19 protein-coding genes are annotated in these 18,857 nt (G+C 70.4%); 6 read left to right on the top strand and 13 right to left on the bottom strand.

The genetic code is table 11. The annotated features are described in order from the left end of the window. Positions 1 to 71 precede the first annotated feature (71 nt). Positions 72 to 1,640, top strand: coding sequence for a sensor histidine kinase (locus tag HB662_RS26395; RefSeq protein ID WP_168054617.1), 1,569 nt, complete (start codon positions 72 to 74; stop codon positions 1,638 to 1,640). Here HB662_RS26395 and HB662_RS26400 read toward each other — a convergent pair. Further along, complete coding sequence (locus HB662_RS26400; protein WP_168054619.1) at positions 1,588 to 3,177, bottom strand: 2-isopropylmalate synthase; 1,590 nt, start codon at positions 3,175 to 3,177, stop codon at positions 1,588 to 1,590. The genes HB662_RS26395 and HB662_RS26400 overlap by 53 nt on opposite strands. A gap of 318 nt (positions 3,178 to 3,495) precedes the next feature. Here HB662_RS26400 and HB662_RS26405 point away from each other — a divergent pair, with 318 nt between their 5' ends. Beyond that, complete coding sequence (locus tag HB662_RS26405) at positions 3,496 to 4,476, top strand: NAD(P)-dependent oxidoreductase (protein ID WP_168054621.1); 981 nt, start codon at positions 3,496 to 3,498, stop codon at positions 4,474 to 4,476. Between the two features lie 63 nt (positions 4,477 to 4,539). Continuing rightward, positions 4,540 to 5,511, top strand: a complete 972-nt coding sequence (locus tag HB662_RS26410) for an endonuclease/exonuclease/phosphatase family protein (RefSeq protein ID WP_168054623.1) — start codon at positions 4,540 to 4,542, stop codon at positions 5,509 to 5,511. Between the two features lie 6 nt (positions 5,512 to 5,517). Here HB662_RS26410 and HB662_RS26415 read toward each other — a convergent pair whose 3' ends face one another. Genes HB662_RS26415 through HB662_RS26435 form a run of 5 tightly spaced genes read right to left on the bottom strand, consistent with a single transcriptional unit; the run spans position 5,518 to position 9,026 of the window. Next, entirely contained in the window at positions 5,518 to 5,847 is a 330-nt protein-coding gene (locus HB662_RS26415; protein ID WP_168054625.1) for a hypothetical protein, read from the bottom strand. Further along, positions 5,844 to 6,773, bottom strand: coding sequence for an allantoinase PuuE (gene puuE, locus HB662_RS26420; protein WP_168054627.1), 930 nt, complete (start codon positions 6,771 to 6,773; stop codon positions 5,844 to 5,846). Before puuE ends, HB662_RS26415 begins: the two co-directional genes overlap by 4 nt. Positions 6,774 to 6,805: 32 nt before the next feature. Continuing rightward, the gene (locus HB662_RS30020) at positions 6,806 to 8,086 is read right to left on the bottom strand and encodes an ATP-binding protein (protein WP_168054629.1); all 1,281 of its coding nucleotides are present in this window, start codon (positions 8,084 to 8,086) and stop codon (positions 6,806 to 6,808) included. After that, positions 8,083 to 8,742 carry a response regulator transcription factor gene (locus tag HB662_RS26430; protein WP_168054631.1) on the bottom strand — a complete coding sequence of 220 codons (660 nt, stop codon included), beginning with the start codon at positions 8,740 to 8,742 and terminating at the stop codon, positions 8,083 to 8,085. The genes HB662_RS30020 and HB662_RS26430 overlap by 4 nt, the downstream gene beginning before the upstream one ends. Next, the gene (locus HB662_RS26435; protein WP_168054633.1) at positions 8,739 to 9,026 is read right to left on the bottom strand and encodes a hypothetical protein; all 288 of its coding nucleotides are present in this window, start codon (positions 9,024 to 9,026) and stop codon (positions 8,739 to 8,741) included. Before HB662_RS26435 ends, HB662_RS26430 begins: the two co-directional genes overlap by 4 nt. Positions 9,027 to 9,156: 130 nt before the next feature. Here HB662_RS26435 and HB662_RS26440 point away from each other — a divergent pair, with 130 nt between their 5' ends. Then, entirely contained in the window at positions 9,157 to 9,807 is a 651-nt protein-coding gene (locus HB662_RS26440; RefSeq protein WP_168054635.1) for an OB-fold nucleic acid binding domain-containing protein, read from the top strand. A 49-nt stretch (positions 9,808 to 9,856) separates the two neighbouring features. After that, a complete protein-coding gene (locus HB662_RS26445; RefSeq protein ID WP_168054637.1) occupies positions 9,857 to 10,828 on the top strand; it encodes an amidohydrolase family protein in 972 nt (323 codons plus the stop codon). A 146-nt stretch (positions 10,829 to 10,974) separates the two neighbouring features. Here the strand turns inward: HB662_RS26445 and HB662_RS26450 are convergent, their stop codons facing one another. The 7 genes from HB662_RS26450 to miaA all read right to left on the bottom strand — a co-directional run bounded on the left by HB662_RS26450 (position 10,975) and on the right by miaA (position 17,908). Continuing rightward, positions 10,975 to 11,592 carry an SOUL family heme-binding protein gene (locus HB662_RS26450; protein ID WP_168054639.1) on the bottom strand — a complete coding sequence of 206 codons (618 nt, stop codon included), beginning with the start codon at positions 11,590 to 11,592 and terminating at the stop codon, positions 10,975 to 10,977. 43 nt (positions 11,593 to 11,635) lie between these two features. Further along, positions 11,636 to 12,229: an Asp/Glu racemase gene (locus HB662_RS26455; protein WP_168054641.1), complete on the bottom strand. Its 594-nt coding sequence runs from the start codon at positions 12,227 to 12,229 to the stop codon at positions 11,636 to 11,638. Between the two features lie 95 nt (positions 12,230 to 12,324). Beyond that, positions 12,325 to 13,341: a ketol-acid reductoisomerase gene (gene ilvC / locus HB662_RS26460; RefSeq protein WP_168054643.1), complete on the bottom strand. Its 1,017-nt coding sequence runs from the start codon at positions 13,339 to 13,341 to the stop codon at positions 12,325 to 12,327. A gap of 35 nt (positions 13,342 to 13,376) precedes the next feature. Next, positions 13,377 to 14,408, bottom strand: coding sequence for a zinc-binding metallopeptidase family protein (locus HB662_RS26465; RefSeq protein ID WP_168054645.1), 1,032 nt, complete (start codon positions 14,406 to 14,408; stop codon positions 13,377 to 13,379). Positions 14,409 to 14,463: 55 nt separating this feature from the next. Further along, positions 14,464 to 15,000 carry an acetolactate synthase small subunit gene (ilvN, locus tag HB662_RS26470; RefSeq protein ID WP_168054647.1) on the bottom strand — a complete coding sequence of 179 codons (537 nt, stop codon included), beginning with the start codon at positions 14,998 to 15,000 and terminating at the stop codon, positions 14,464 to 14,466. 48 nt (positions 15,001 to 15,048) lie between these two features. Beyond that, positions 15,049 to 16,851 carry an acetolactate synthase 3 large subunit gene (locus tag HB662_RS26475; RefSeq protein WP_168054649.1) on the bottom strand — a complete coding sequence of 601 codons (1,803 nt, stop codon included), beginning with the start codon at positions 16,849 to 16,851 and terminating at the stop codon, positions 15,049 to 15,051. Between the two features lie 76 nt (positions 16,852 to 16,927). Next, entirely contained in the window at positions 16,928 to 17,908 is a 981-nt protein-coding gene (gene miaA, locus HB662_RS26480; protein ID WP_168054651.1) for a tRNA (adenosine(37)-N6)-dimethylallyltransferase MiaA, read from the bottom strand. Positions 17,909 to 17,931: 23 nt separating this feature from the next. Between miaA and serB the strand changes: the two genes are divergently transcribed. Then, positions 17,932 to 18,825 (top strand): phosphoserine phosphatase SerB, encoded by an 894-nt coding sequence (gene serB / locus HB662_RS26485; protein ID WP_168054653.1) that lies wholly within the window; start codon positions 17,932 to 17,934, stop codon positions 18,823 to 18,825. Positions 18,826 to 18,857: the final 32 nt, after the last annotated feature.

Consider the following 18,857-nt stretch of genomic DNA (forward strand, 5'->3'; position numbering starts at 1 on the left):
CGATGAGTATACCCGGCGGGACGCCGCGACGCTGGAGACTTCCGCGCCCCCAGGCCAGCCTGCGGGGCCGCTTGCTATGCCTGCTGCTGGTCGCCGCCTTTCCGGTTGTCCTGCTGGTGCTGGCCGGCGCGTTCGTCGGCTATCGCGGTGCACTTCGCCAGGCTGACCGCGACCTTACCCTGGAACGCGACCTTGCCGTTGCCTCCTTCGCGGCGCGCATCGCCTCGGCGGATGGTGCGCTGCGCGGCATTGCAGGAACCTGGCAGCCGGATGCCGGACGTTGCGGCGAATGGCTGCGCGACACGGCGCCGGAGGGCGTGGTGGTGCTGGTGGAATGCCCCGGTGCCGCCCTGCCGGGTATCGGCCCGGAACTGCGGGCCCGCGTGGCCGGTGCGACCGATTCGCTGATCCTGGCCGGTGCCTCCGGCATGATCTCCGTGCTGCGGACACTGCCGGCATCGGGCCGCCTGCTGCTGGCGCGCGTCGCGCCGCCAGCCTTGCCCGCGGGCCTGCTCGGCTGGCTGGTGGATGCCGAAAACCGGTCCTGGCCGCTCGGCCGGACAGCCTCCACCGCGGCGCCGCCCGTCGTCGCGCCGGATGGGGCCGCCACCCAGACCAGCTTCGGCGGGGCGGATGTGGTGGCGGCGCGCGGCATGCTCTCCAGCCATGCGTTCCTGGTGGTGGCCCGGCCAATGGCGCCGATCCGCGCCGCCGCGTCCCTCGCCGCGACGCAGCGGCTTGCGGAGGTCGGCGCGCTGCTCGCCCTGTCCATCCTCGCTGTGGTGCTCGGCGCCAACTACGCGGTCACCCGCCCGCTGTCCCGGCTGCGCCACGCCGTGGCAAAGTGGAATGCCGGCGCGGCGCCCTTCGAGATTCCCGGCGCCGCCGGCATGCCGGACGAGATCCGCGACCTGGCGGAAAGCTTCCAGGCCGGCGCCAAGGCACTGGCAGACCGTGAACGCGACCTGCAGGCTGCGATCGAGCGGGCGGAGATCCTGGCCGCGGAGGTCCACCACCGGGTCAAGAACAACCTGCAGATCGTCAGCAGCCTGCTGGCCTTGCAGGCGCAGCGGGTGACCGACGGCCAGGCCCGCACGGAATTCGAGGCGGCGCGCGACCGCATCGGGGCGCTGGCGACGCTGCATCGCCACATGTACGCGCATCACGACCCGGAGGCGATCGACCTCCGCGCCTTCATCGAGGAGTTGGGCGTGCAGTTGTTCGCGGCGATCGGCGACAAGCCCGGCCGTCGCATCGCGCTCGATGTCACCGCGCCGGCGCTGCGGATTTCCTCGGACCAGGCGGTCCCGCTGGCGCTGATCATCACGGAGGCGGTGTCCGCCGCGCTGAAGCAGGGCTTCCCGCCCGGCCAGGGCGGCCGCATCTCGATCAATGTGGCGGCGGATGAGCGCCGGGCCTCGCTGGCGATCGAGGATGACGGCGTGGTGCCGCGCCCGGATGACCAGCTGCGCGCCCTGCTGCTACGCGGATTGGCGCGGCAATTGGGCGCGGAGTTGAAGCGGCAGGAGGCCGGGCTGGCGCTGGAATTCCCGCTGCGCCCGCCCACCCCCCGCCCGCCGCCGGCGCTCAGGCCGAAAGTGCCTCCGGCAACGCCCCCGGGGCCGTCCGCGCCCGCTTGACCAGCAGCTTGTTCAGCGCGTGGACATAGGCGCGGGCGGAGGCGACGATGGTGTCCGTATCCGCCCCCTGCCCGTCCACCAGCTTGCCATCCTCCTCCAGCCGCACCGTCACGCGGGCCTGGGCGTCGGTGCCGCCGGTAACCGACTGCACGGCGTAGAGCTTCAGGTTCACCTCGTGCGGGAAGGCCTGGCGCAGCGCCGCGAAGGTGGCATCCACGCCGCCATCGCCACCGGCGACGCCTTCCCGCGCCTCGCCATCCACTTCCAGCGCGATGGAGGCGATGGGGCGGGTGTGCATGCCGGTGGAGACGGACAGGCCGGTCAGCTTGATGCGGTCATTGGCGCGGACGACCTCGTCATCCACCAGCGCCACGATGTCCTCGTCGTAGACGACCTTCTTGCGGTCGGCGAGGTCCTTGAAGCGCTTGAAGGCGTCGTTCATGGCGTTGTCGCCGACCTCGTAGCCCAGCGCCTTCAGCTTGTCCTTGAAGGCGGCGCGGCCGGAGTGCTTGCCCAGCACGAGGGACGACTTGGTCCAGCCGACGCTCTCCGGCGTCATGATCTCATACGTCGAGGAATCCTTCAGCATGCCGTCCTGGTGGATGCCGGATTCATGCGCGAAGGCGTTGCGGCCGACGATCGCCTTGTTGGGCTGCACGTCGAAGCCGGTGATGGTGGCCAGCAGGCGGGAGGTGCGCAGGATATTCTTTGTCTGCACGCCGTTGCTGACCGGGATGGCGTCATGGCGCGTGCGCAGCGCCATGGCGATCTCCTCCAGGCTCGCATTGCCGGCGCGCTCGCCGATGCCGTTGATGGTGCATTCCACCTGGCGGGCGCCGGCGCGGATGGCGGCGATGGTATTGGCCACTGCCAGGCCAAGGTCATTGTGGTTGTGGGTGGACAGGATCACCCGATCCGCGCCCGGCACCTTCTCCCGCACCATGTTGAAGATGCGGAACATATCCTCCGGCACCGCGTAGCCGACCGTGTCGGGGATGTTGATGGTGGTGGCGCCGGCCTTGATCGCGGCCTCGACGCAGCGGCAGAGGAAATCCATCTCCGTCCGCGTGCCATCCTCGGCGGACCATTCGACGTCATCGGTGGCATTGCGCGCCATGGTCACGGAGGCGGTGACCAGCTCCAGCACCTTCTCCGGCTCCATCCGCAGCTTCACGCGCATATGCAGGGGCGAGGTCGAGACGAAGGTGTGGATGCGGCCGCGCGCGGCGTCCTTGATGGCATCCGCCGCCTTCTGGATATCGCCGGGCGCGGTGCGGGCCAGGCCGCAGACCACCGGGCCATCCTTGGCGAAGCGGCGGGCGATGGACTGCACGCTTTCGAAGTCGCCGGGGCTCGCGATGGGGAAGCCGGCTTCCAGCACATCCGCGCCGAGCTCGGCCAGGGCCTCGGCCATGCGCAGCTTCTCCTCCAGGTTCATGGAGAAGCCGGGCGACTGCTCGCCGTCGCGCAGCGTGGTGTCGAAGACGATGACCCGGTCGGGGTCCATGGTGCCGAAGGACGGGTGGGTGATGGCCATTGGGGGCGTTCCTTGCTTCTGATTCGTCATGCCATGCGCGAGGGCAAAGCTGCCCCCGGGGGTCCCCTGAGCGATACCAGCCGTTACCTCTTTCGAAGAGGGGGGCCGGAGCTTACGCCCAGGGGTGGCTAAGTCGAAGGAGAAGGAGCGCGCGCGGCAGCAGGCCGGCCCGGAGGGCGGCGGACAGCTCGATACGGGCGGCGCGGGGCATCATGGCTGTGGCGACGATAGCGAGGCATGGCCTGGGCCGCAAGCGCTGGCGCGATGCGTCGGGCCTTGCCAGCATGCGGGCACGATTCAAAAGGGGGGACAGGCGCAATGGCGTTCAAGGTGGTGCTCGGCCGCAGGCTGCCGGAGGCCGGCATGGCGGTCTTCGCCGCGCGGCCGGAGCTGGATCTTGTGGTGCTGGACAATCCCGGCGTGGCGGAGTGGCACGCGGCGATCGCCGATGCGCATGGCACGCTGTGCTGGCTGGAGAAGATGGACCACCCGGCCCTGGCCGCGGCGAAGCAGCTGCGCGTCGTCTCCCGCATCGGCGTCGGCTACGACACGGTGGATGTGCCGGCGTGTTCCGAACGCGGCGTGGCGGTGATGGTGGCCAATGGGTCGAACGACCTCTCGGTGGCCGAGCATGCCATGATGCTGCTGCTGGCGGTGGCGCGGCGGGCGGTGGATATCCACAACCACGTCGCCGGCGGCGGCTGGTGGCCGCCGGGTGGGCTGCGGATGGTGGACCTGGCCGGCAAGCGGGCCCTGGTTGTGGGCTATGGCCGCATCGGCACCCGCGTCGCGCAGTACCTGAAGGCCTTCCGCATGGATGTGGCGGTGCTGGATCCCGGCTTCTCCCCGCACCGCATCGCCGCCGACGGCTTCCGGGCCGTGCGCGACCTGCATGCGGCGCTGGGCGAGGCGGATGTGGTGACGCTGCATTGCCCGCTCTCGCCCGCCACGCACCACCTGATGAATCCGGCCGCCTTCGCCGCCATGAAGCCCGGCGCCATCCTGGTGAACACCGCGCGCGGGCCTGTGGTGCAGCAGGAAGCCCTGGTCGCCGCCCTGCAATCCGGCCATTTGATGGGCGCCGGTCTCGATGTGCTGGAGGTGGAGCCCGCCACCCCGGGCAACCCGCTGCTGGCCCTCCCCAACGTTGTAATCAGCCCGCATTCGGCGGCGAGCACGGAGGAGGGGATGGGCCGCATGGCCCGCATCTCCGCCCAGAACATCCTGGACGTTCTGGATGGGCGGGCCGATCCCTCGATGATGGTGAATCCGGAGATCCTGCAGTCGTCGCGGATGTGAAACCAGTGGCGGCCCGCCCGGCGCCTGGCGCATCCTGCGAACCGATCGGGACGGATGACGGCCATGGCGGACCGCCACTTCATCGCCTTCTGGAACCTGGAGAACCTGTTCGATACCGAGGACGCGCCGCGCAGCGGCGGCCTCGACAGGCGCCTGGCCGCCGATCTCAAGGGCTGGGATGCGGCGGTGCTGGACCAGAAGCTGGGCCAGATCGCCCAGGCCATCGCCGCGATGGATGGCGGCGCCGGCCCCGGCATCCTCGGCGTCTGCGAGGTGGAGAGCGCCGGCGTGCTGAAGCGCCTGGTGCAGAAGCTGGGCAGCCGCAAATGGGGCTTCGTGCATGCGGAGGGGCTGGACGCCCGCGGCATCGACACGGCCTTCCTGTACCGCCGCGACCGCTACAAGGTGGACCGGAAGAAGGTCTTCACCCATTTCGTCATGCGCCGCACCTATACGCGGGACATCCTGCAGGCCGGCTTCGCCACCGCCGCCGGCCGCAGCCTGGTGCTGCTGGCCAATCACTGGCCCTCCCGCTCCGGCGGGCAGTTCGAGAGCGAGCCCTACCGCATGACGGCGGCGGAGACGCTGGCCCATTGGCACACCCGCATCCATGAGGAACAGGGCGAGGATATCGCCGTGCTGGCCATGGGCGACTTCAACGACGAACCCTTCGACCGGTCCCTGGTGCATTACGCGCTGGCGACCAATGCGCGGGACAGGGTGGCGGGTCGGCCGGGCAGCGGGCCGCTGCGGGTGGTACGGCGATTCCTGAACCTGGCCGCGCCGCTGGCCGGGTCCGGCGAGGGCACCTACTTCTACGGTGGCCAGCCCAATATGCTGGACCAGATACTGGCCGGCCGCGCTCTGGTGACCGGCAGCGCCGGCCTGCGGCTCGACGGGCCGATGTCCATCCTGCGGCCGCCCGGCGTCACCGGCCGCCCCCGGCCCTTCCTGCGGCCCGCCCTGCGCGGCGGCATCCAGGCCGATGGCTTCAGCGACCACCATGCGGTGGGGGTGGCGCTGGTCGAGGATTGAGGCGCCTCAGCCGCAGGCCAGGCTCTCCACCACCCCGCCGCGGGCCACGCCGCCCACCCGGTCCTGGCGGTAATCCCGCGTCGCGGGCTGGTTCGGGGCCAGCAGGCGGATGGTGCGGATGCCGGGCATCGCGGCGAGCGCGGCGCGCACCTCGGCCTCCGGCCGACCGACCAGCGCCGGCAGCGCGGCCGCATGGTCGGCGCAGCGGGCGCCGGCCGGGGCTTCGGAAAGGCCGGGCGGCGGCAAGGCGCGGTCGCCGCGCGGCAACGGGGCCGTCGCGGGTTCGGTCGCGCAGCCGGCGGCCAGCAGGACCAGGAGCAGAGCCAGGGGCCTCATGCGGGGGCGTGTTCCTTCCACCAATGCCGCGCGATATCGGCGCGGCGCGTCACCCAGACCTCATCCTTGTGGCGCGCCACATGCGCCAGGAAGCGGCGCAGCGCGGCGGCACGGCCGGGGCGGCCGACGATGCGGCAATGCAGCCCGACCGACATCATCTTGGGCGCCCCTGCCCTGCCCTCGGCCAGCAGCAGGTCGAAGGCATCCGTCAGATGGCGCTCGAACCCGTCCGGCCCGGCAAAGCCCGGCGGCACGGCGAATTTCATGTCGTTGTTGTCGAGCGTATAGGGGATGACGAGGTGGGGCCGGCCCTCCGCCGTCACGTAATGCGGCAGGTCGTCGTCATAGGCGTCGCTGTCGTACAGGAAGCCGCCATGGCGGGCGACCAGGGTGCGGGTGCGCGGGCTGATCCGCCCGGTGTACCAGCCCACGGGCGGCGTGCCGGTCAGGCGGGTGATGGTCTCGACGCAACGGGCGATCTCGGCGGCTTCCGTCGCCTCATCCATGTTGTGGTAGTCGATCCAGCGCCAGGCATGGCTTGCCACCTCATGCCCCGCCTCGGCGAAGGCACGGGCGGCGTCCGGGTTCAGCTCCAGCGCCCGGCCGACGCCATAGACCGTCAGCGGAAAGCCCTGCTCCTGGAACAGCCGCAGCACCCGCCACACCCCGGCCCGCGCGCCATAGTCGAACTGGCTTTCCACCGTGCGGTTGCGCTCGCCAATGATGGGCGTGCCGCCGGGGACTTCATGCAGGTACAGCTCGCTGCCCGCATCGCCGTTGAGCACGGTATTCTCGCCGCCCTCCTCGTAGTTCAGCACGAAGGACAGCGCGAGCTTCGCGCCGCCCGGCCAGCGCGGGTCGGGCGGGGTGGCGCCATAGCCGGCGAAGTCGCGGGGATAGTCGGTCTCGGTGCCGAGCTTGGTCATGTGCGCAGGGTCGGCTGTGCGGCGCACCATGGTCAAGAGGCTGCGGGTAGGCGCAGCAGCGCGACCAGGCCCGTCCCCTCCCCTTCCAGCGCCAGCGCCCCGCCATAGAGATCCGCCGTCTCCGCCACGATGGCCAGCCCCAGCCCATGCCCCGGCACCGCCTCATCCAGCCGACCGCCCCGGGCAAGCGCCGCGTCGCGCGCGGCGGGGTCCATGCCTGGCCCGTCATCGGCGATGCGGATCAGCAGCCGGGCGCCCTCCGCCCGTGCCTCCACCCGCACGGACCGGCGTGCCCATTTGCAGGCATTGTCCATCAGGTTGCCGGCCATCTCCTCCAGGTCGCCGCGGTCGCCGGCGAAATCGGGCGCACCGTCCGCCGCGATTTCCAGATGCAGGTCGCGGTCGCGATGCGCGGCGCGCAGCACCATCGCCAGATCCTCCAGCACCGGCGCCACGGCGCAGCGGGCGCCGGGCAGGCCGGCGGTGGCGGCGGCGCGGGCGCGGCTCAGGTGGCGGCGGATCTGCCCCTCCATCCGCGCGACCAATGCCGCCACCTGCGGGTCCTGCGAAGCGTTCCGCAGCGCGGCGAGCGGCGTCTGCAGTGCATGCGCCAGGTCGCCGGCATGGCGGCGGGCGCGGTCCAGCATCGCCTCCTTGTGGTCCAGCAGCGCGTTCAGGCTGGCGACCAGCGGCGCCACCTCCGCATGCGGCGCCTGTGGCATGCGGGCACGCTGGCCGCGCCGCACCGCATCCAGCCCCCGTTGCAGCCGGGCGAGCGGCGCCAGGCCGAAGCCGATCTGCACCAAAGACGCCGCCAGCAGCGCCAGGCCCAGCACGGCGAGCGAGACCAGCAGCGGCCGCGTGAGTTCCGCCCGCGCCGCCGCGATTTCCGCCTGCGGCACGGCAACCGTCGCGGTCAGCAATTCGGGCGAACCGGGGGTGGTATAGTCCCGCCGCAGGATGCGCAGCGCCTCCCCGCCCGGGCCGCTGGTGCCGCGCAACTCGGCGTCGAACAGCGACCGGGACCGCAGCAGCACCTCCGCCCCCGAGGCCACCTGCCAGTACCAGCCGGACAGCGGCTGGTCGAAGCGCGGCTCGGCGGGGGGCGCTTCCAGGATCACCTGGCCGGTGCTGTCCTCCACCTCCACCCGCGCCATTAGCGCCAGCAGGGCGGTGTCCATCTGCTGGGTGAAGCCGCGTTCCACCGCGCGGGTCAGCAGCCGGTCGATGGCGAAGCCGGCACCGACCAGCGCGGCCAGAATGGCGACGGCACCCAGCAGAGCCAGGCGCAGCCGAAGCGAGCGGCGGATCACGGCGCGGCCAGCATCCAGCCCTGGCCGCGCAGCGTCTCGATCCGGCAGGGGGCGACCTTGCGGCGCAGGCGGCTGACCAGCACCTCCATCGCGTTGAAGTCGCGGTCCTGGTCGCCGTCATAGATCTGCTCGGACAATTCCGTGCGGCTGACGACGCGACCGGCGCGGTGCAGCAGGTAGGACAGGATGCGGCCCTCGAAGGCAGTCAGCTTCAGCGGCAGGCCATCCAGCGTGAAGCCGCCGGTCTGCGAATCATGCGCCAGCGGGCCGCATTCCAGCACCGGGGCGGCATGGCCGGCGGCGCGGCGGATCAACGCGCGCAGGCGCAGTACCACCTCCTCCATCCGGAAGGGCTTCGTCAGGTAGTCATCGGCGCCGGCGCGGAAGCCGGCCACCTTGTCGCCCCAGGCCTCCCGCGCCGTCAGCACCAGCACCGGCAGGGAAAGCCCTGCCGCGCGCCAGCCGGTCAGCACTGCGATGCCGTCCCGCTTCGGCAGGCCGAGATCCAGCACCACGGCGGCATAGGGGTTTTCGGCACCCAGGAAGGCCGCTTCCTCGCCATCCGCGGCGTGGTCCACCGCGAAGCCCGCCGCGCGCAGCGCCGCCAGAAGCTGGGCGGCGAGCGTCGCGTCATCCTCGGCCAGCAGCAGCCTCATTTGCGCGCCGCGATCATGCCGCTGCCCTCCACCAGCAGCATGCCGCCATCGGTGGCGGAGATGCGAATGCGGAGCACGTCATTGGCCGGGGTCAGCCAGCGCAGCTCATAGGCGACGGAGGTTTCCTCATCATCCAGCCCTGGCACCACGCGGGCCTCGATCATCCGGCCATGATAGCGTTCGGCAACGATCTCCACCGCGCGCGGCAGCGGCAGCAGAGACTGGCCGGCGGGGCCGGCGAGCGGCAGGGCCAGGAGGAGAAGGATGGCGGCGCGGCGCATCATGCGGCTTCTACTGCAGGGCCCTGGCTGAACCCAGCCTGAACGGCGCGGTTCCGGCTGGGTTCAGGCGTGGTGTGGGAGAAGGCGGCCATGCCGGAACGCGATCCGGCGGCAACCGAGAGGAGAGCCATCGATGCAGACCACCCATTTCCGCCGAGCCGCGCTGAGCCTGGCGCTCGCCACCGCGCTGGCCGCCCCTGCCTTCGCCCAGAATGCGACGACCCAGAACGCAACGCCGCCCGCCGCCACCCAGACCCCGATCGGCGCCATCGCCCCCGGCGGCATCGCCATCGAGGGCGAGGTGACGGATGTCTTCGGCAACCGCTTCGTGCTGCAGGACGGCACCGGCCGGGTGCTGGTGGAGGCCGGGCCGGATTGGTACCACCGCCTCGACATCCGCCAGGGTGAGCGGCTGCGTGTGACCGGCCGCCCGGAGGGCCGCAGCTTCGACGCCTTCACCATCCGCCGCGAGGATGGGCGGGAGATCACCATCCGCCGCGCCGAGGGCAGCCCCCCCTGGGCCGGCCGCGAAGGCCGCGAGGCGCGGGAACGCCTCGAGGGCCGCCAGCAGCGGGAGCGGCGCGAGGAGCGCCAGCAGCAGGGCGGCATCGACGAGACCGAGGCGCGCCGCGTGGCGGAGGCCGCCGGCTACCGCATCCGCGGCGATGTGGAGCGCAAGCGCCGCCACTGGGAGATCGAGGCCTTCAACCCGCGCAACGAACGGGTGGAGATCCATGTCGACCTGGCCGGCCGCATCACCCGCGAGGAGTGGGAGCGGGACTGAGCGGCACCCGCCGCGTCGCAACCGACCCTGTCCAGGTGAGTGCGCCAGGATGACGACACGCAGCCCATTCTCCCGCCGCGCCTGCCTTGGCGCGGCGCTGACCGTCGCCTGTGCCGAGGGAGCAAGGGCGCAGGACGCCGTTCCAGGCGAACGGCTTCCGGCACGAACCCTGCGCCGGCCCCAACAGGCGCCGCAATCGCAGGAAGTCGTGCCCTTCTTCGATGCGCATGTGCATCTCAATGACGAGGCCATGCAGCTTGATTTGATGGAGCGCCACGGGGCGACGCGCGCCATCATCTTCTGGGGCCGCGCCAGCGACAATGATTCGGTGGCGGCGGCGGCACGGCGACGTCCCGACCGTTTCCTGGCCTTCGCCTGCGTCTCCCCGGAGCGTCAGGAATTCCGCCTGGCGTGGGACCGGCAGGACCCAGCGCTGCTCACCGGCCTGGACCGGATGCTGGGCTCCGGCCGGTTCCGGGGCATTGGCGAGATCTCGGCGGTGCATTTTCCGTCGCCGGGATTCCCCGAGGCGGATTACGATCCGACCTCACCGAACATGCGCGGCATCGTCGAACTGGCACGCCGCTACCGCGTGCCGGTGATGCTTCATGTCGAAATCACCCGGCTCCGGGAGATGCAGGCTCTGCTGGCAGAGTATCCCGACGTTCCGATCATCTGGGCGCATGGCGGCTACACGCCCCTGTTCCTGGCCCGCCGGATGCTCGAACAGCATGGCAACCTGATCTACGAACTCAGCGCGCGCAGCTGGCCACGGCATCCGCGCTCTCCGGACTACACCCTGTTGCGGGATGGTGCGGCCGTCTGGCCGGAATGGCTGCAACTGATCGAGGCGAAGCCCGATCGCTTCATCATCGGCACGGATGCCAGCCACCGGAGCATGGCAAGCGACACCATGAAGTATGCCAGCGTCCAGGCCTTCCTGCGGCAACTGAGCCCGGCGGTGCGGGATAAGGTCGCCCAGACCAATCTGCTGGCACTCCTGGCACCGGCACGCCCATAGCCGCAGCAATGGACGAATCTGCGTGATGCAGCGTCAGACCCGAGGGCGGGCGACACGGCGCAGGGGTCATCCCAGCGTCAAGCCCCGCGATCGTGGCGCATGACGGGAGGAGTGGGACCGGGATTGATCGTCCCGCGCCCACCGGCCTAGCGCCGGGTGACCGGTACTGCGACCTCGTTCCGGCGCAGCGCCGGGATGGTCCAGGGCGGGTCGTAGAACCAGGCGGTGGCGGGGCCGCTGGCCTGCCAGGCGGTATCGCCCAGTGCGGCGCGCAGCCGTGCCTGGGCATCCGCCACCGATTGCGGGCTGGTGCTGCCGGTGAAGCGCAGCACGGCGTAGGTCTCCGCCGGCACCTCCACCACCTGCACGCGCGGGTCATTCGGCACCGGCGGGTCACGCAGCGATTCGGGCAGGAAAAAGCGGACGCGGTGGCCGCTGGCCGTGGGGGATTGCGCGACCGGCGCGGTCATCGCGATCCGCACCGGCTCCTGCGCCACGGGGGCGGTCATGGCGATGCGCGCGCTGCCGCGGTTGCCGCCGAAGATGTAGCCGGCGAGCAGGCGGAAACCCTGTTCGCGGCTGGCGGTCTCATCCGCCGCCACCTCCGTCTCCGCCGCCAGGCGCGGGGCGTAGCGGCGGATCTCCAGGCCATTGGCCTGTTCCAGAAGCTCAAAGCGCGGTTCTTCGGTGCCCGACCTCACGCCCACCACCGAACAGGCGCCGAGCAATAGGGCGGTGGCGCCGGCGGCGAGGCGGTTGCGCATGGGTTGCTCCGGGGTGCCCTGCCGATGTGGCGCGGCCGGCGCCTCACGCAAGCGCGGCGAGGCTGGCGGAAGGGCTGGTCAGCGGGATGCCGTTTCGGCACAGCGCGGCGGCGGGCGCCATGCTGGCCTGGGCGAGCGCGACGCAGCCGGCGCCCTCGGCGAAGGCCGCATCGGCGGCGGCGGCGACCATCCGGGCATAGGTGTGGGCATCGCCGGCCCGGAAGGCGGCCCAGGCGCCGGGCACCAGGCGAGTCTCGCAGGCCGGGCCGAACAGGGCGGCGATTGGCGCCAGGGTGGTCTCGACGGCGCAGAGCGCGACCACCCGGCCGCCGGCACGGCGCGCGGCCTCGGCCAGGGCGGCATCGGCACGCAGCAGCGGGATGGCGGCGCGGGCCTGGGCCAGGGCGGGGCCGAGGGTGGAGCAGGTGAGCAGCACGGCTTGGATGCCGGGCGCGGCCAGGGCTTCGAGGGCTGCGGCGGTGCGGGCGGCAATGGCGGGGGTGAGGCCGCCGGCGGCCTCGGCTTCGGCCAGGAGGTCGGGGCGGATCGTATGGGACAGCGTGACGCCTGGGGGGCAGGCGGCGTCGAACAGCGAAAGATTTGAGGCGGCGGTGTGGAGGCAGGCGATGTGGCGCATGGCGGGCGGAACCCCCACCCCGACCCTCCCCCGCAAGAGCGGGAGAGGGGGAAGAGGCGTACTCCCCCGCGCGAGCGAGGGAGGGAGACGCGTGCTTAGTTCTTGGCCTTGTCGACCAGCTGGTTGGTCTTGATCCACGGCATCATGCCGCGCAGCTTCTCGCCGACTTCCTCGATCGGGTGTTCGGCCAGGCGGCGGCGGGTGGCCTTGAAGGAGGCCTGGTTGACCTTGTTCTCCAGCATCCAATCCCGGGCAAACTTGCCGGACTGGATGTCCTCCAGCACCCGCTTCATCTCCTTCTTGGTCTCGGAGGTGACGATGCGCGGGCCGGTGACGTATTCGCCGTATTCGGCGGTGTTGCTGATCGAGTAGTTCATATTGGCGATGCCGCCCTCATAGATGAGGTCGACGATCAGCTTCACCTCGTGCAGGCACTCGAAATAGGCCATCTCGGGGGCATAGCCGGCTTCCACCAGCGTCTCGAAGCCCGCCTTGATCAGCTCGACCAGGCCGCCGCAAAGTACCACCTGCTCGCCGAACAGGTCGGTCTCGCATTCCTCCTTGAAGGTCGTCTCGATCACGCCGGAACGGCCGCCACCGATGGCGGAGGCGTAGGACAGCGCGATTTCCAGCGCATTGCCCGAGGGGTTCTGGTGCACGGCCACCAGGCAGGGCACGCCGCCGCCCTTCTGGTATTCGCCGCGCACGGTATGGCCCGGGCCCTTCGGCGCGATCATGAACACGTCGATATCGGCGCGCGGGTCGAGCAGGTTGAAATGCACGTTCAGGCCGTGCGCGAAAGCCAGCGCCGCGCCGGGCTTCATGTTGGCGTCCAGGTGGTCGCGGTACAGGTCGCCCTGCAGCTCGTCCGGGGTCAGCACCATGACCACATCGGCCCACTTCGCCGCATCGGCCGGGGTCATCACCTTGAAGCCGGCGGCTTCCGCCTTCTTCCAGGACCCGCCCTGGCGGGCGCCGATCACCACATCGGCCACGCCGCTGTCGCGCATGTTCTGGGCATGGGCATGGCCCTGGCTGCCGAAGCCGATGACCGCGACCTTCTTGGCCTTGATCAGATTCACATCCGCATCGCGGTCATAATACACACGCATCGTCGCAGCTTCCTTCGGTTGCCCCGTTGGGGGCGCTATTGCCCCTGATCGGGGCGGTGATGCACCACTTCGTGGATGAAACCAAGCTTGCGCGCCACCGGCGCGCTGAGCACGAAGGGATACAGGTCCGGCGTGCCCATGCAGCGGTTCATCGCATTCATGGCAATGGTCAGCGGCGTCCAGGCATTGAGGATCTCCTCCATGCCGGCGCGGTAGGGGCTGAAATCCAGCTCCGTCTCCAGCACGCCGTCCCGGTCCAGCACCGGGTTGATCGTCATGCCGAAGCTCGTCGCCATCTCCAGGCTGTCCACCATGTGCAGGTAATGGGCGAAGCATTCCGCCCAATCCTCATGCGGATGCGCCGCGGCGTAGGCCGAGATGTAGTCGCCGCGCCAGTCATTGTTCGGCGGCCTGGCGTAATGCGCCTGCAGCGCCGCGGCGTAGTCCTGGCTCTCGTCGCCGAACAGCGCCCGAAAATCATCGGTGCGTCCGGCGCGTTCCACCAGCACGAGAAAATACCAATGGCCGACCTCGTGCCGCATATGGCCGAGCAATGTCCGAAAAGGCTCGTTCAGCCGGGTGCGCCGCGCCTCCCGCTCCGCATCATCGGCCTCGGCGAGGGCGATGGTGATGTGGCCTTCGTCATGGCCGGTCATGGTCGGCGGCTCGCCATCCAGGTCGGCGAGAAAGGAGAAGCGCAGTTCCGGCCCCTCATGCGGCAGGCGCAGGCGGTCCAGCGTGTAGATCAGCCGGCGCTTGGCCATCTCCATCCGACGCCAGAGCGGCAGGTTCTCCGGCATCGACAAATCCGGCACCATGGAGTTCAGCCGGCAGGCCGGGCAGTAATCCTCGGCATCGTCTTCCGGCAGGAACCAGTTGCAGGCCTCCTTCGCCACATTGGCGCAGGGCTTCTTCGGCTTGCCGTCCAGCATGGCCAGCCCATCCGCGTCGAAGGCGGATAGCCGCCCGGCCTCCGGCAGGAAGCCCAGCGACAGGCCGCACTTCTCGCAGGCGGTGTTTTCGAAATGCAGCAGGTTGCCGCAATTCTGGCAGGCTAAGAGGCGCATGGCGTGGGCTCCGGAGTCGGTTCGCCCTGCGAACGGCGGGGAGGCCAGCAAAGTTTCAGCCGTTGTGGCTTTGGACCGTCAGCGCGCTGCTGCCCCGCACGATGGCGACGGCACCGGTGCGGCTGACCTCCGCCAACCCGATAGGCCGCATCAGCGCGCAGAAGGCGTCGATCTTCTCGGCATTGCCCGTCATCTCGAAGACGAAGCTCTCCGTCGTCGCATCCACCACACGGGCGCGGAAGGCATCCGCCAGGCGCAGCGCCTCCACCCGATGGTCGCCGGACCCCACGACCTTGATCAGCGCCAATTCGCGAACCAGGTGCGGCCCGGCCAGCGACAGGTCGGAGACCTTGTGCACCGGCACCAGCCGGTCGAGCTGCGCCTTGATCTGCTCGATCACCATTTCCGTGCCGGAGGTGACAACGGTGATCCGCGACAGGCGCCGATCCTCATCCACCGGCGCCACGGTCAGGCTCTCGATGTTGTAGCCGCGGCCAGAGAACAGGCCGATGACGCGCGCCAGCACGCCGGCCTCATTCTCCACCAGCACCGCGATCGTCGCGGAGCGGAATTGTCCCGAATCATCAGCCATGGTTGTTCAGCACTTCACGCAGGAGGAAAGGACAAGGGCAGGCGTGGCTCAGACCAGGACCTTGCCCTCATCCGTCACGCCGGCGACGCCACCCTCCTGGCCCGGGCCCAGGATCATCTCGTTATGCGCGGCCCCCGAGGGGATCATCGGGAAGCAGTTTTCGTCCTTCGCCACGCAGATATCCGCGATCACCGGCCGGTCGGTCGCCAGCATTTCGCGGATGACATCATCCAGCTGGCTCTCCTCCGTCGCCCGCAGGCCAACGCCGTGGAAGCTCTCGGCCAGCTTCACGAAATCCGGCAGCGCGGCGGAGTAGCTTTCGGAATAGCGGCCGCCATGCAGCAGCTCCTGCCACTGCCGCACCATGCCCATGTATTCATTGTTCAGGATGAACACCTTCACGGGCAGGCGGTACTGGCACAGCGTCGCCATCTCCTGGATGTTCATCAGGATGCTGGCTTCGCCGGCGATATCGATGACCAGCGCATCGGGATGCGCGATCTGCACGCCCATCGCCGCCGGCAGGCCGTAGCCCATGGTGCCGAGGCCGCCCGAGGTCATCCAGCGGTTCGGCTTCTCGAAGCCGAAATACTGCGCGGCCCACATCTGGTGCTGGCCGACCTCCGTCGTGATGAAGGTCTCCCGCCCGGATTCGCGGGTGATCTCGTACAGCCGCTTCACCGCATGCTGCGGCTTGATGATCTTGCCCTGCTGGACGTACTGCAGGCAGTTCTTGCCACGCCACTCGTCGATCTGGCGCCACCAGGCGGACAGCGCCTCGCGCATCGGCGGCTGGCTGTCTTCCTTCCAGACCTGGATCATCGCCGCCAGGATCTGCCCGGCATCGCCGACGATCGGCACGTCCACCTTGACGTTCTTGTTGATCGAGGACGGGTCGATATCCGCGTGGATCTTCTTCGCGGTCGGCGCGAAGTGGGACAGCTTGCCGGTCACCCGGTCATCGAAGCGCGCGCCCATGTTCAGCATGACGTCGCAGCCATGCATGACCAGATTGGCCTCGTAGGTCCCGTGCATGCCGAGCATGCCGAGGAACTGCGGGTCCTGCGACGGGAAGGCGCCGAGGCCCATCAGCGTATTGGTCACCGGGAAGCCGGTCAGCCGCGCGAAATCACCCAGCAGGCGGGAGGCTTCGGGCCCGGAATTGATGACGCCGCCGCCGGCATAGATCACCGGCCGCTCCGCCTGCTTCATCAGCGCCACCGCCTTGCGGATCTGCGCCATGTCGGGCGTGGTCACCGGGCGGTAGGAGCGATGCGGCTGGGTCGCGGGCGGCGCCTCCACATAGGGCGCCTTGTTGATCAGGATGTCCTTCGGCAGGTCGATCACCACCGGGCCGGGCCGGCCGCTGCGGGCGACGTGGAAGGCCTCATGCACCACGCGCGCCACGTCTTCCGACCGCTTCACCAGGTAGTTGTGCTTGGTGGCGGGGCGGGTGATGCCGGTGGTGTCGGCTTCCTGGAAGGCGTCGTTGCCGATCAGGTGGGTGGGCACCTGGCCGGTCAGGCAGACCAGCGGGATGCTGTCCATCAGCGCATCCAGCAGCCCGGTCACCGCATTGGTGGCGCCGGGCCCGGAAGTCACCAGCACGCAGCCGACCTTGCCGGTGGAGCGCGCATAGCCTTCCGCCGCATGCACCGCGGCCTGTTCGTGCCGCACCAGGATGTGGCGGATGGCGTTCTGCTGGAAGATCGCGTCGTAGATCGGCAGCACGGCGCCGCCCGGATAGCCGAAGATGACCTCGACCCCCTGGTCCTTCAGCGCACGAAGTACGACCTCGGCGCCCGACATCGTCAGGGGCTGCGTCGCGGCGTGCGGGCTGGTTGCGGACATGGGGTGGGTTGCTTTCCTGTCTTCAGGTCTTTGGAGCTGGCGCTTGGCCCGAGGGGTTGCCCGGGGCGCCGGTTACTTACGCGCCGTGCTGCGCCGCGTCAACGTCCAGATCAATAAACATCATCAATTCACCCAAAACACTTTCCGAAAGTTGCGAGAGACCATCACTGCGCGCATGGATGCTATGCGCGAGCTCCGCGAGCCGGTGGTGGCGAAACCACGTGGCCTGCCGCTTGGTGTATTGCCCGGTGTTGAGGATGGCCCGCTCCGAGGCCGCCTCCAGCGTCATCCGCCCCGCCAGGTGCGCCATCAGCTCCGGCACGCCATGCGCGCGCATGGCCGGCAGCGCGGGGTCCAGCCCCTGCGCCGCCAGCGCCGCCACCTCCTCCAGCGCCCCCTGCCCCAGCATGGCGTGCCAGCGCGTGGCGATCGCCGCACGCAGCGCCTCCCGCGGCGGGTCCAGCAGCAGGGCGGCGAAGCGCCAGGGTGCGGGGCCGGTGCCGCCTTCGGCCTGCCAGGCGCGCAACCCGCGGCCGGTGCCGGTCACCACCTCCCACGCCCGGGTCACGCGCTGGGCGTCGGAGGGGCGCAGCCCGGCCGCCGTCTCCGGGTCGACCGCGGCGAGGCGGGCATGCAGCGCGGCCGCCCCCTCGGCTTCCGCCAGAAGCCGCGCCGCCGCCCGCGCCTCCGCCGGCACCGGCGGAATCGCGGACAGGCCCTCGGTCAGGGACAGGAAATACAGGCCGGTGCCGCCGCAGAGGATCGGCACGCGGCCTGCCCGGCGCGCCTGCTCCATCGCCGCCAGCGCGGCCTCGCGCCACCAGGCGACGGTGCCGGCCTCGGCCGCCGGGCGCACGCCATAGAGAAGGTGCGGCACCCGCGCCTCCTCCGCCGGCGTCGGGCGCGCCGTGATGACGCGTAGCTCTGCATAGACCTGCATCGAATCGGCGTTGATGACGGCCCCGCCGACCCGTTCCGCCAGCGCCAGCGCCAGCGCGCTCTTGCCGCTGGTGGTCGGGCCGGCGACCAGGATGGCCGGTGGTTGTGCTGGCGTCATGCCGGTGGCACAGGGCGCGGGCCATGCCCCATATCCTGACCCTGGTCGCCGCCCCCGGCGGCCTCGAAACCGCCCTCGTCTCCCGCTGCCGCGCGGCGCTGTCCGCGCTCGGCGCCAACCCCGGCGCGCCGGACTGGTTGGCGGAGGGCGAGGCGGTGGACATTCCCTTCGTCAACGCCCCCGCCGACCTCGCCGCTGCCGCCGCCCGCACCGCGCTGGAGGATGCGCCGGTGGACGCCATCGCGATGCCGGCCGAGGGCCGCCGCAAGCGGCTGCTGGTGGCGGACATGGACAGCACCATCGTGACGTCGGAGACGCTGGACGAACTGGCCGCCTATGCCGGGCTGAAGGACCAGATCGCCGCCATCACCGCACGCTCGATGAATGGCGAGCTGGATTTCGCCCAGGCGCTGCATGCCCGCGTCGGCATGCTGGCCGGCCTCGACACCGCCGCGCTGGAGGCGACCTGGAAGGCGACGGAGATGATGCCGGGCGCGGCCACCCTGGTGGCGACGATGCGGGCGGATGGCGCGGTGTGCTGCCTGGCCTCCGGTGGCTTCACCTTCTTCACCGGGCGCGTGGCGCAAAAACTCGGCTTCGATCACCACGTCTCCAACACCCTGCTGATCGAGGACGGCAAACTCACCGGCAAGGTGGCCGAGCCGGTGTTCGACCGCAACGCCAAGCTCGCCACCCTGACGCGCCTCGCCACCGAGAACCGCCTGCCGATGGCGGCGACGCTGGCGGTGGGCGATGGCGCCAACGACCTCGACATGATCGGCGCGGCGGGGCTGGGTGTCGCCTATCGCGCCAAGCCGATCGTCGCGGCGGCGGCGCGGGCGCGGGTGGACCATACTGACCTGCTGGCGCTGCTGTTTGCCCAGGGCTACCGCCGGGCGGAATTCCGGGCCGGCTGACCGCGCAATAAAAAACCCTCTCCCCGGCGGGG

Origin of the sequence: Falsiroseomonas frigidaquae (assembly GCF_012163145.1) — a bacterium.
Classification (GTDB): Bacteria; Pseudomonadota; Alphaproteobacteria; order Acetobacterales; family Acetobacteraceae; genus Falsiroseomonas; species Falsiroseomonas frigidaquae.